This is a genomic window from Candidatus Poribacteria bacterium (genome assembly GCA_021295715.1).
In the GTDB taxonomy this organism is placed as follows: Bacteria; Poribacteria; WGA-4E; order WGA-4E; family WGA-3G; genus WGA-3G.
The window spans coordinates 39,929-53,158 of sequence record JAGWBV010000015.1 but is presented as its reverse complement, the minus strand read 5'-3'; the positions used below and the strand labels follow the sequence as shown (position 1 = coordinate 53,158).

The window sequence follows — 13,230 nt, the reverse complement described above, 5'->3', positions numbered from 1 at the left end:
TCTATCATGCCTCGTATTTTTTGTGCAATGGTTAATTTGCTTGAGAAGATATTTTGAATCTGCTATGATAGTTATATTATATCCGATCAACAATCTTCAATAGGTGGTAAACGCACGAAGAAATATGAGAATTCTACACACCGCCGATTGGCACATTGGACAACGACTCCACGAACGTTCCCGACTCGACGAACACGAGCAATTCTTGGACTGGCTCCTTGAAATAATTCAGAAACGTAAGGTCGATCTCCTCCTCGTTTCCGGCGATATTTTTGATACCTCCCTTCCATCAGCAGAAGCAACGAACCTCTATTATCGGTTTCTCTACCGCCTTTTTGATGAAACTGATGCTTATGCGGTGATTACCGCTGGCAATCACGATTCAGCGCGACATCTCGAAGCACCACGCGAGTTTCTGAAAATGGGTAGAATTCACGTCGTCGGTCTGGCAAGTGAGGCTTCCAGATGTGTGTTACCCTTTCCGCCTGATGACCCGCTCGTAATGGTGGCAGGTGTCCCTTACCTTACCGAGACCGACCTGCCGCACGTCTCTTATGAGACAGAGATAGAGAGGAACGATCGGTACCGAGAACGACTCAAATCGTTCTATGCCGAATGTGTTTCCGCTATGCCAACAGAACTTCCCAAAATTTTGATGGGACATCTTTTTGTTCAAGGCGGACAGGTAACCGATTCCGAACGCAATATCCAAATTGGCGGCGCATCGGCTATCCACGCCAACGATTTCCCAGAGGATGTGAGTTATGTTGCCCTCGGACATCTCCATAGACCACAGACGATCAAGGGCACTGATTATCCAATCCGATATTCAGGTTCACCGATCCCACTGAGATTCAACGAAATGGGTTATCGCAAATCGGTGTATCTGCTGGAACTGTCTGAGGAGGGTAGATTCATACGAGATGAAGATATTGAGATTCCTATCTTCAAAGAATTATGTACTGTCACGGGTGATGAGGAGTCGGTGCTTTGGGAAGCGAGAACCCAGACCTGGGATGATAAGTACATCCATGTCAAGTTGACATTGGACACACCGAGAGTCGGTATCAGTGATGAAATTCGCCAAGCATTCAGCGAACGCGGTGGTGAGGTGCTGATCGTTGAAGTCGAACTGCCAGAGGTACGAGAAGGACCAACAATCCCTGTTGAGGATATGAAACACCCCGTAGAAATCTTTGAACAATTTCATAGAACAAATTTTGATGGTGAACCCCCCGATGACAGTTTAGCACTGACGTTCAGTGAATTGGTCCAACTCGTTGAGGAAGCGGAATGAAAATATGTAAATTGAAACTTAAAAATCTGAATAGTTTTCGGGATGAAATTGAACTCGATTTTGAAAAGTCGCCGTTAGGTGATGCATCGCTGGTGGCGATTACCGGTCCGACAGGTGCTGGGAAGACGACGTTATTAGACGCGATCTGCGTCGCACTCTACGGGAAAACCCCGCGCTTGACCGGACAAGGCAGCCAAAATCCGAACCACCTTATCAGTCATGGTGAAAAAGAGGGGTTCGCTGAAGTAATTTTCATAGCAAACGGCATCCGATATCTCGGAACTTGGTCGGCTAAGCAGAAAGGTTCTCCAAAGGTCGCGTTATTTTATGCGGATGATGACAAGTTAATCACGGATAAACTATCGACACGCGGCAAATCTCTGGGTTCCAGCGAAAAAACAGTCAGTGAAGAGGTAGAGGCTATTTTAGGGCTTGACTTCGATGCCTTCAGACGGTCGGTGATGTTGGCACAAGGCGAGTTCGCGGCGTTCTTGAAAGCGAGCGACGAGGAGAGACGGACGATTTTAGAGGCGACTGCAGGAATCGGTATCTACGATGAACTGAAAAAAGCGTTAAATGATAAGGTGGGTGCGGTTGAGGTAGCGACTGCAGATGTGCTCGACAAATTGAACAAAATACCGGAAGCCTCGCGTGAGCAGCTTTCGGAAGCCCAGACCTTATGTGATAAGTTGCAATCGGAAGCCGAGGCATTACGGACGCAAAGTCAACACATTCAAGATGAAAAGCGGCGCGAAGAGGAACGCAAAGCCGATTTTGAGAGACTCCAATCTTCAAAAGATCGTCAAGATCAACTCACTGATCAGCAACTGGAAATTGATGTGCTCCAAACGACACTGGAAAACGCGAATCGTGCCGACCGACTTCGTCCTGAAAAACAGACGTATGATACCGCAAAATCCGATCTCGAAAATGCAGAGAAAGCACTTGATACAGCAACGGAGGAGAAAACAGAGACAGAGACACAGGTGAAAACCGATCAAACTGTTTATGACGAAAAAGAGGAAGCCTATCAAACCACATCTCAGGAACACGCTCGGAAAATACCACTTTATCGTAATGCCAAATTAGATGTAGCACGCGCAGCGAATCAGTTCGCTGAAGCACATAAACGGACGACAGCGTTAACGGATTTGGATAAGCAGATTGATGAAGTTTCACACCAGCTCACAGAGAGACAAACGGAACGCACCGAATGGCAGAAACAGATTACAATAGCACAAACCTTTTTAAATGAGAATCCGCTCCCACTTGACCGACAACAACGTCTTACGCGAGCGACCGGTCTTCAAGCGGAACACGATTCGCAAAAAGATCAGTTGGAAGCAGGGTTGGCGAACAAAGCGAGTGCTGAAAAAAATGTGTCATCATTGAAACAGGAAATTAAGAAATTATCGAACGCTCAGCAAAAACGTCTCTCGGAAAAAGCAGAAGCAGAGACGACGTTGGAGGAAGCCACCACACAATTGAACAAACTCTTGGCGACTGGCACCCCCGAGGAGTGGACTGATCGAAAACAACAGGCATCTCGGGTATACCCCGTCGTGCAGGGATATGAAGAGATGACGGAGGATGGCGAAGATATCTTAGAGCGGTTAGACGAATTAAGTGGCACTTTATCAACACTGAATACAGAACTTGGGCAAATCGAAGCAGAATTGAGGGAACAAACGGAGGTGTGTCGGCATGCTGCGAAGGCTGTTGAACGTTGTGAAGAGGCACTAAGGTCCGAGATGTTGACAAACCCGATCAATCAACTCCGGCAACACCTTCACACCGGAGAACCTTGCTTGGTATGTGGGGCTACAGAGCATCCGTCCGCTGGTGTTGTGAAACCTGAAAGTGAGGAACGGCTACAGGATGCTAAAGATGCCTTAGAGAATGTGAAAGCCGAGGCACAAGTCGCGCAAGAACAGATGCAAGTTCTCAAAACCAAGCAGATGCAGACTGAACACGATAGACGTAATACGGTCAACCGAACTGAGGAACTTGTTATAGAAGCAAGGGCACTCCAAGACAAAAAGGAGTCACTTGATAGGCAGTGGAAGGATATTCGTCCAGACCTTGAGGCTGCGTTCGATCCGATAGTTGAACAGGACGTTATTATTTCCTTTGATTGGATAGTTGAACAAATTAGTACAGTGGATACTGCTATCGCAGCCCTCGGAGAGGCAGAGCAAGCACAAACGAAAGCATGGCACGCTTACGAGATAGTATCACAGCAACTCGAAATCTCTGAGAACGACATCAAACGCGAGACGAATAACGTGAACGCTATCGAAACGCAGGTGGAGGATTTAAACAATACTATTGCGGATTTGCAAGCCGATGTTACAGCGACAGAGACCCGTTTTTGGGAATCCATGCCTGAGAGTTTTCACGGTATTGCACCCGCTGCGGCTCTACAGCAATTTGAGGATAAGATTGGGGAAGTTGAAAAATGTGAGGGGGAACGTGACAGCGCAAAAACACAACTTCAAGTGCTTGACACCAGTATCAAGGCAGACCAAACGAATCTCAAAGGTTTGAAAGAACGCCACGAAACCCTAAACGCCGAAATAGAGGCGTACAGACATGAGGGTGAAACCTATCTGAACACCGTTCGCGAGAAAACTGGCGGCTTGGAGACGGAAACCGAAATTAACGTCGCTATCGATGAATTAGAATCGGGACTCAACGCAAAACAGAACGAGCGGGACGAAGCCCAACAGCAATTCCAGGAAAGTCGAGATTTGCTTACCCAAAAACAGACTGCTCATGAGATTGGCGAAACCCAGTTTAAAGCATCCGCTGAGAAACTTGAAACGGCACGTGATAATTACTTTGATAAGTTGCACGACGCTGGTTTCGACTCGTCGGATGCACACGACAGCGCGTTCCGGGACGACGCGCAGATACAGAAACTCACCGACCAAATTGATGTATACGAAAGTGAAAAACTGGGACTTGAATTAGTCATTACCGAATTGCGAACCCGGTTTGAAGAAACGCCGTTCGATCCAGAAGCATTGGGAAAAATTGAAGCCCAAATAGAAGAAATTGGAGAGCAACTTCAAACAGCGCAACAGGAAGTGGGTGCACAACAACAGAAAATCGACGACTTGAAGGACGCACTTGCAAAACGTGAGGCACTCGGTGTTGAAATAAGTGAGGCTGAGCAGGAATTGAAGCGTTGGAAAAGGTTACAGGACACAATCCCCAGAAACGACCTACGCGATTTTGCACTGGAGATTATGTTCAAGCAGATGGGCAATTTAGCCAATGAACAATTGAAATATCTCACCTCTGAGCGGTACCAACTTAAAGTTGAGAGCATCGGCAACTTGACCGTCATTGATCGCTGGAACGCGAATCAAGAACGCCCGGTTGAAACACTCTCCGGTGGGGAATCATTCCTAACAAGTCTCGCTTTGGCTCTCGCACTCTCGGAACTCAGTCGCGGACGCGCACAACTCAACTCGCTGTTCCTTGATGAAGGGTTCGGCACGCTCGATACGGAGACGCTTGACATCGCTATCGCGGCATTGGAGGGACTCCGCATCCAAGGACGAAGTATCTTTCTCATCAGCCACATTCAGGAACTAACAAGACGTTTACCCGTCAAGATCAACGTGAGAAAGCGGGGGAACGGCAGTTCATCTGTTGACATTCCGAGGTTAACCTAACAAAATATCAAATGAAGTCATAACGCAAATAGGCTACCGTTCTTTTCGGTAAAAAGGTTTTTGATAAACCGAAACGCGTAGCCCGTAAGCGTAGCGGAGGGCGAGTCTACGGAGAAGCACTTCATCTATCAAACGCACCTGACCGAACCGCAAGGTATAATTAAAAAAGGAAAATTAAAAAATGAAATTTGGTTTTATGTCGTCTGTCTGTCCGCCGCTAACGCTGGCGGAACTCATTGACAAAGCGAAACACTACAATTACGAACACTTAGAGCTCCGCGTGGAGTGGGGTCACGGACACGGCGTAGAGTTGGATTCGACACCGCAGCAACTTCAGGAGGCGCGTCACCGCTTCGCCGATAGTGGTATTGAACTCTCTTGCATTGCGACTGGAGTGCGATTCATAGATCCGAACGCACAGAAACGCGCCGAACAGGTAGATTTGCTCAAGCGGTATATCGACTTGTCCGAAACGATGGGCGCGAAGAATATTCGGATTTTCGGGGATCGGGTGCCAGAAACCCCTGTTGAGGTGTCTCAGACTTTGGATTGGGAAGCGGAAGGCATTCGTGCTTGTGACGGCTTAGCAGGCGATGCAGGGGTTGCACTCTGTTTGGAGACACACGGCAATCTCATCGCGAGTTACGTAACGGAGACTTTACATCGGGCGGGAGCGCAGAACACCTTTGCGAATTGGCACGCCGCGCATCATGTTCGACACGGGGAACCCGTCAATGTCGCTTATGTGCATCTGCGCGGCAAGGTGCGGCATGCGCATGTCAACTTCGGCGACAGTGGACCCTTGCCAGACACGGAAAAAGATTCGCTTACACTTCTCGCACAGGATGGATACGACGGGTTTGTCTCTATAGAGGTTATTAACCCGCCGGATTCAGAGGCGGTCCTGCAACGACATATAGACCTCTATAATGCTTTGTCCTAACCGAACCGCAAGGTAAAATTAAAAAACCTGCGACAACGGCACAGGCGGATATACGCAAAGGAGCGTGAAAGTCCTAACCGCACTCATCGAACCGCAAGGTATAATTAAGAATAGAGGGTTGCTGTTAGATGACGTCTGCCGCCGCTGTTTCGGAATTCGCAAAGGTATATCCCCTGCCAGATACCTAAGTTGAGACGATAGTTCGTGATTGGGATGGAGACGGTGAAACCGACAAGGGACGCTTTGATATGTGCAGGCATATCGTCATCACCTTCTATTGTGTGTTGGTAAAAGGGTTCGCGTTCCTTGACGAGTCTGTCGAAACTATTGGCGAAATCTTCTCGGACCGTAGGATCTGCGTTTTCGTTGATAGTCAATCCTGCTGAGGTGTGCTTAATGAAGAGGTGCAGGATACCTGCTTTCGGCAATTCACCGAGCGATGTCACAATCTCATCTGTGACGAGATGGAAACCGCGTGAGTATTCGGGTAAGGTTATTTCGATTTGCTGAATCATTTTTTAATGTACGCCAAATTTGCTGATTATAGTAAAGTCGAAAGATATGTGGACAGGCGTTCAGTGAAAAAAACCTCACTACCGCTGGCGAGGTTTGTAACCTCGCCCATTCGTGATGTCCAATTAATTGTAGGATTTACTATAATCTGGATGTATTTATAACACAATTTTAGGACTTACGCACTTCCCCGATAGGTGCGGTTTTGCGGCGTACTCGCCCAAATGCGATCTGCATTCCTAACCGCACCGATTGCGCCATAATAGACTGAATTCTTTGATTTTGCGTAAGTCATGACAATTTATGAAAAACTGAAAAATTGAACGGTCTTGCTACAGCGTCATTCGGCTTTGCCATAAGAGTAACCAAATTGACCGAACCGAACCGCAAGGAATAATTAAAAATGGACATTATCTGTGCTTCTATCTGTTACCGCGGCTACGCTGAAGATGAGGTCGCCGCAACCTTGGAATACGCTCCACAGATCGGCTACCGGCTGATGGAAATTCACGGACCGCTCATCTGGAGTGTAGACGCTGCTCACGCGCTTGACATAAACGATATGAAGGCAAAAGTCGATGCCTCCGGCATGAAGTGCGTGGGACTCTATCCGCCCGGATGGGGTGGACAGGATAGTGACGATGTGGACGCACGCGCAGGGGCAATCGCAAGATGTGTCGAAGTCGCTGAAGGACTCGGCGCGACACACTTAACCACAAGTGGCGCACAACGGAGAACAGAGTCAGGCGCATTGGACAGAGTTGCTTCCTGTGTCCGCGAGGTGTTACAGCGCATGCCAGCAGAGAGTCAGATTAAGTTGACGCTTGAACCGCACCACGGGAATGTGCTTGAACAACCGGAGGATTTCCAAACGCTTTTAGATGCTATTCCCGACGAGAGAGTGGGGGTCTGTATAGACACAGGACATTTCCACGCATCCAGTGTCGATACGCTCGCCGCAATTCGTCAATTCGGTTCCCGTATCTATGCAGTGCATCTCAAGGACCATCTCGGCACCGTATCTGTCGGTATTGGACGTGGGGAACTTAAGCTCAAACAGATTATCGAAACGCTCCAAGAAGTCGGCTACCGAGGTGATCTGACACTGGAGTTGGAAGTCGAGGATCCAGAGAATCTGCCACGCTATACCGAGGAAGCCTATTTCTATCTCAGTGGAATGCTCGGTTTATCCCTATAGTTACCACGATTTAATGAAATCTGCAACACCGAAATTATCCGGCATTTCATTGAAATAGTAATGCATCGGACCGGATTGGAAACCCGGTAGATATAGCTCTTCGTCGGTTTTGAGCAGTGCGTCAAGTGGCTTAAAACGTTCCCACAACGTAGCTGCTTCCTCTTTCGTGAATCGTTCGGCGAAGGGCGGTCCCCAATTGAGGGTAATCGCATGGAAGCCCTTGCCACGATTCCGAAGTTCGTCCGGGATCTCTGGAAGTTCATAGCCGTGTTCGAGTGCCACGAAACAAGCGGCTTTGCACAAAAAGACGGTTGAGAGCATCTTCCCTTTTTCACCTCTGTCCGGATGTAGGTTTTCGAGTGCCGCGTGGTAGGCAGGGGCATCCTTTTCTATAGCAGCGCGAAGGGCATCTTCACACCATATCTGCATCTGATTGCTGCGTTTGTTCCACCGATCGAAGCTCTGTTGGACTTCCGGCGATAGATAATCCACATAGTCGAGTGCTTGATAGTGCGTGTAGTTTGCAAACCCGCCGTGGATCGTGCGGCGCATCTTCCGACTATAGTTGCTCCCCCAATGCAAGATAGGCAGAATATAAACGACACCATCACCTGCGTTGAGGTGCGTCTGAACGGCACCGGGTAACGGCACTTTTGGATCTGCCAGCAGCTGCTCGTTTTCTGCTTCGGTGTTCACCCGCAGATGACTACCGGGTAGCACCCACAGCACGTTATCGTCGTAGAGTGAGAGATTCCACTGAACGTAGCGCGGTCCCGTCTCTACAATATCGTCGATATAGCCTTGTAATGGAGCGGTATCGATAGGGTGATGGTCTCGGTGCCATGCGGCGGGCCCGCAGTCTTTGACTGGACTGCACATGAGCATCATCTCGGTAACGCCTGCGTCTTCCTCACCGAGTAGTTCGGTGCTGACCCCTTGCATGTTTTCGTGTGCCCAAATTTCGACAGCGCTCGCTGTTTTTTTATCGACAAGCCCCGCAAGTGGGTTATGTCCGAGTTGTAGACGAGGTTGTGGGGAAGTCTCCCAAACACCACCCGGTGGCTCGTTCGGTCCGCGTTCTCTCGTCCAGATGTCCCGCTGGCGTGATACCATTAATTCATAACTTTCCCGAAGCGCGTCCAGTTCTTCCGGTGGGACCACCTCTCGGAGAACGAGATACCCTTCTTCCATGAATTGGGTCCGATTCACTTGCATAATTGTCTCCATCGGTGAAGTCTTTCCTATAGAAGCGATTTGTGATAGCGATTCTTAACCAAAAACGCAGCCTGCAACAACCGCACAGGCGAATTTTTAATTTTACCTTGCGGAGAAACAACGTGCGTTGGGGACCTTGTAGTGCGCCCCTCAAATCCGCCCTCCATTCCATTACGGACTACGGGTTTTGGTTTATCCAAGACAGTCGCCTGCAACACCGGCGCAGGCAGATATATGGAAAGGCACACTATCCTTCAAAACCCACCTGACCAAACCGCAAGGTATAATTAAAAAACCGCAAAGTAAAATTAAAAATTATCCACGTCCGACATAGAGTTGACCGACCGGTAAGACGGTTGCGTCTAACATATTAATGTGTGGTGGGAGGGTTGCCATCAGGACAGCGGCTTGTGCAAGATCGTCAACATCCATCATCGGTTCAGTGGGTGCTTGTGATTGATTTTGATGACGTTCTACGTAAGTGTTACCGGGTTTCAAACAGCTCGCCGTTATTCCGTGTGCTCTTCCTTCGAGTGCTGTTACCTGTGTCAGTCCCCAGATGCCGAATTTAGTAGCACTATAAGGCGCGGTGCGCGGACGAACCCGATGCGACGATATACTGCCGACATTGATGATACGTCCACCTTCACCTTGTGCCTTCATAATCCCAAATGCTTCACGCGTGCAGATAAACGGTGCCCGGAGATTCACACCAACGACCCAATCCCAATCCTCTGTTGACAGTTCATCTATAGGACCGGCATTGAATGCCCCTGCGTTATTGACAAGGATGTCCAAACGACCATACGCGTCCATCGATTTTTCAAAGAGTGCTTTGATCTGTGCCTCGTCTGTTACATCCGTTGGCACAGCCAACACCTTTGTGCCGTTTGCGCGGAGTTCATTCGCCGTCTGCTCAAGGAGTTCAGCGTTCCTTGCGGCGATTGTTAGACTCGCACCCTCAGCGGCAAGTCCTCTCGCGATTCCTTTACCGATACCGCGGTTACCACCGGTTACAATCGCAAATTTTCCATCCAATTGTCCCATTTTTGATTCTCCTTTTTTATCAAAGTAGTTCTGTCAATAGAGATTCTGTTCTAACGGCTTGCACCGTATCGCCCGCGAGCCGCATCGCCGATATATGGGCATGCAGAAACGCCAAATCTTCAGCCGTATCTATATCATACCACAGCGGTAGAAGTCCGAAGGTCACTTTTAGAGAACAAATACTTGCCACTGTTTGTTGAAAGACATCTGCCGTGCTCCATGCGATTTCTTCAAATATAAATGGTACCGCCATCGTTATGTGTGTTGCTGAAAAGCCGATCAGGTAATAGCCGCCATCTGTACTCGGTCCAACGACAATATCCCGCGAGTCGAGCAGTGTGAATGCTTTTGAAATATATGAAATCGGTAGTGTCGGACTATCCGATCCGACGAGTAAAATCTTTGTATATTCCTGTTCGGCTGCCCACTGTGTCGCTGAAGCGAGCCGTCCCCCAAGATCATCGCCAATTTGTGGGATGTAGATGGCATCTTCTCCGATGAGCGTTTGTAAATCGGATTCTGCCTCCGCGGGTGTATACGCGATGATTAAATCCACATCGGGAAGTTTGGCGAGTGTATCGCACCAATCTACGAGAAACGCCGTATACAATGTCGCCGCTTGTTCCGGTGAGAAGGGTGGGACAAGCCGCGTCTTGACCTGATTCGGCACCGGATTCTTAGCAAAAACAATGACACATGTCTTCACCAGTAAAATTCCTTACTTTCATGGCTTTATTCCTATGGTGGATGGGTAACGCTCTGTTCTTACAGATGAAGTGCTTGACGTAGACGCGACAGAAACCTTTCCGCGAAGTGCTTTTGCGGCGGATTTTCTGGTTGGTTTTTAACTTTGATGTGAAGATCCACCACGTCTTCAAAGGCAACACGCAACTCTGCATCTGTGTCCCCGTGGAAACTTATAATATCGTCACCAATATTGATGACATGGCCCACAAAACACTCATCTTCGTCACTATAGATAATTTTCGCTGTATGTCCTCTGTATGTCATTGTCTTCACGGTATTATTCCTACTTGTTTTAGAAAGTTTCGTGCATCGCGGACTTGATATCTGTTTGCCTCTTTTCGGTTATGAGGTCGATGGAACGTGGTAGTTTTCCCTTTCAATTTAAAATTAACCGACGATCCGCGTCCTTCTTCTTTTATTGCACCAAGTGCCATGAAAAGGGCTTCAATCCGCCGCCACTGCAACGTTGCTGGGGTTTATGCCCTGAAAATAGCCTCCAGCGTTTTTTGATGCTTTTTGCTTAGACGGACATTCATACGCTAACCGTGGGTATGCTTTGCCTCTTAACTCTACCATATACCGGTTGGGGTGTCAAATAAAAATTCAGTTCACCCACAGTCCTTAATACCAAACCCGATACACCGGTATCCCGAAAATCGCACCGATGAAACTCCAAAACGTTCCGATCAGAAAATCGCCCAAAATTACGCCAACAAAGAAGGGGGCAGCCTTCCGATAGGTTCGTAATCCCCCGAATTTGAGGAGGACCGCCTTGATGATCCAACCGACACAGATCGCGCTCCAGACCCAAACCATTCCTGCTGATAAACCGAGCGCGTAGCCCGTTGGATGGAAAGGGAACCAGATAAACTGTCTTCTCAGAAACATGAGTCCCAGCGTGAACAGCGAGGCGAATGCCGTGAAACTCAATCCTGTGCTATCTGTGGTATGTGGTTGTTGTAGCCACGGTAATAGCATACGTTCAAAGGTTTCAATACCGATACCGATAATGTATCCCTCAGTTCGCACTGCACCGTGTTGATAGATGAGGTGCAAATACGCCCAGAACGAGACAGGGATGGCAACCAATAGGCCAACGATCATAGCGATCGCCATCTTTTTCTGAGAAACCGGTGCGCGCTCCGCCATTTTGAAGCCTTCTAATTGACTCGGCATTGGATGCGAGACGTTGTCCCGAACGTAGGGATATAAAAAAGAGAAAAGCGTCAAATTCGCCGCGCCCGTCCGTCGCGCACCTAAAACCGATACAATCATCAATGGTGGATGTGTCCAAATGACTTCATGATACGGCACACCGACTGCCGCTCTTGCATACGTGATGGCGATGGACATCAGGAAGTAGAGGCATAGAAAGGCGAGGAGAATTCCAACCGACATACCCGCCTGTTGAAAAATAATGACGAGGAGCGTCGTGCCTACCAAGATGCCGAGTAACGCAGTGCGATATTGAAACGGTTCATTATTGGAGGTTGCAGTGCTGTTTCCAGAAGGCTTCAAAACCGTCGTACATACTGTTTTGAGGTGTTTACGACTCGTCCATAGGATGAGAATTCCAAGGGTCAACCAGGCACCGATTCCTTGTTGATTGTAGTAAGGAAAACCTTGCAGTGATTTCCAACCCCCGATGCTCCCTACAATCAACTGAAATTTTGTGAATAGAAAAAAGAACCACACCGAAAACGAGAGTTCCAGTGGCACGAAGAAGGTCAATGCGATAACCCAAGGATAAAAGAAGAGCGGTAACCATCCAATCGCGTTCCAAGGTTTCGTCGTGAAAATTTTCGCTCCGAAGTCGGGTATTTTGAGAGGCACGCCCGGCACAAACGGATAAAGATAGTGCACGCCGTTGAGGAGTTCGATCACCGCGCAGATGCTGAACCCAAGCCACAGTAATCTTCTCGAAAAAAATTGTGGTGTGGTCATCTCTATAGGGAGTTGTGCAATCGGATAACTCAGGCGTTCCCGTTCGCTCCACTGCAAACGCTGGATGCTGTTGAAACACATCAGGATGAAAAAGAGAACGAACGTGACAAACGACCAAAGCAGCACGGGACCTATCCATGCAAATAGGTGTCTCGGTGTGTATAGGGTCGAGTTCCCTTCAAAGAAACCTATAAGTGCACCTTTATCTTGGACCGTGAACCAAGGCGGGATATACCGATGAAAGAGGGTTGCGTATTCGTTTTCAAAGGTGGCGAACCAGAACGGATGCGCCAGGATTCCGAGGATGAAGTCCATCGGGTTGTGCCCGGAGACCACACACAGCATTACCAGCATCTGGTAAACTAAAAGGAGTTGCGCCCGGTTCAGAAAAAGTTGTGGACGGATCCGCTTTAGCAGTGTATTGAGTAGGACCAAAAAAAAGAGGTTAACGATTGGGGCAATAAACAGAGAGGCATAAGCCGGATTCAAGGAATGGTGGATACCGCTAACTAAGGCAATCCAAAATGCGTTGAGAAGAATTAAGAGCACACCTATCGCGAGCGGTGGAAGGAGCGACGTTGTTTCAGTACCGATTTGGGATTGATGTCTTTTTTCTGGCATGGCCGCCTTCCGCCTATGGGTA

Annotated in this window: 10 protein-coding genes and 1 pseudogene; 4 read left to right on the top strand and 7 right to left on the bottom strand. The window is 48.4% G+C overall.

Features of this window, described 5'->3' with window-relative positions:
- Positions 1 to 124: 124 nt before the first annotated feature.
- The 3 genes from J4G07_06535 (at position 125) to J4G07_06525 (ending at position 5,923) form a co-directional block, all read left to right on the top strand.
- Positions 125 to 1,297 carry an exonuclease SbcCD subunit D gene (locus J4G07_06535; GenBank protein ID MCE2413644.1) on the top strand — a complete coding sequence of 391 codons (1,173 nt, stop codon included), beginning with the start codon at positions 125 to 127 and terminating at the stop codon, positions 1,295 to 1,297.
- Positions 1,294 to 4,980: an AAA family ATPase gene (locus J4G07_06530; protein MCE2413643.1), complete on the top strand. Its 3,687-nt coding sequence runs from the start codon at positions 1,294 to 1,296 to the stop codon at positions 4,978 to 4,980. The genes J4G07_06535 and J4G07_06530 overlap by 4 nt, the downstream gene beginning before the upstream one ends.
- Positions 4,981 to 5,161: 181 nt before the next feature.
- Positions 5,162 to 5,923, top strand: coding sequence for a sugar phosphate isomerase/epimerase (locus J4G07_06525; GenBank protein ID MCE2413642.1), 762 nt, complete (start codon positions 5,162 to 5,164; stop codon positions 5,921 to 5,923).
- 104 nt (positions 5,924 to 6,027) lie between these two features.
- On the opposite strand, the gene J4G07_06520 is transcribed toward J4G07_06525, so the two are convergent.
- A complete protein-coding gene (locus J4G07_06520) occupies positions 6,028 to 6,438 on the bottom strand; it encodes a secondary thiamine-phosphate synthase enzyme YjbQ (GenBank protein ID MCE2413641.1) in 411 nt (136 codons plus the stop codon).
- A 401-nt stretch (positions 6,439 to 6,839) separates the two neighbouring features.
- On the opposite strand from J4G07_06520, the gene J4G07_06515 reads away from it, so the two are divergent.
- A complete protein-coding gene (locus J4G07_06515) occupies positions 6,840 to 7,634 on the top strand; it encodes a TIM barrel protein (protein MCE2413640.1) in 795 nt (264 codons plus the stop codon).
- Here J4G07_06515 and J4G07_06510 read toward each other — a convergent pair whose 3' ends face one another.
- From J4G07_06510 to J4G07_06485, 6 genes and pseudogenes are all read right to left on the bottom strand, one after another.
- Complete coding sequence (locus J4G07_06510; protein MCE2413639.1) at positions 7,635 to 8,861, bottom strand: phytanoyl-CoA dioxygenase family protein; 1,227 nt, start codon at positions 8,859 to 8,861, stop codon at positions 7,635 to 7,637.
- Positions 8,862 to 9,164: 303 nt separating this feature from the next.
- Positions 9,165 to 9,896: an SDR family oxidoreductase gene (locus tag J4G07_06505; GenBank protein MCE2413638.1), complete on the bottom strand. Its 732-nt coding sequence runs from the start codon at positions 9,894 to 9,896 to the stop codon at positions 9,165 to 9,167.
- Between the two features lie 19 nt (positions 9,897 to 9,915).
- The gene (locus tag J4G07_06500; GenBank protein ID MCE2413637.1) at positions 9,916 to 10,602 is read right to left on the bottom strand and encodes a TIGR04282 family arsenosugar biosynthesis glycosyltransferase; all 687 of its coding nucleotides are present in this window, start codon (positions 10,600 to 10,602) and stop codon (positions 9,916 to 9,918) included.
- A gap of 59 nt (positions 10,603 to 10,661) precedes the next feature.
- A complete protein-coding gene (locus J4G07_06495) occupies positions 10,662 to 10,916 on the bottom strand; it encodes a toxin-antitoxin system HicB family antitoxin (GenBank protein ID MCE2413636.1) in 255 nt (84 codons plus the stop codon).
- Positions 10,913 to 11,179 (bottom strand): annotated as a pseudogene (locus J4G07_06490) (type II toxin-antitoxin system HicA family toxin). Before J4G07_06490 ends, J4G07_06495 begins: the two are co-directional and overlap by 4 nt.
- A gap of 85 nt (positions 11,180 to 11,264) precedes the next feature.
- Complete coding sequence (locus tag J4G07_06485; protein MCE2413635.1) at positions 11,265 to 13,208, bottom strand: hypothetical protein; 1,944 nt, start codon at positions 13,206 to 13,208, stop codon at positions 11,265 to 11,267.
- Positions 13,209 to 13,230 lie beyond the last annotated feature (22 nt).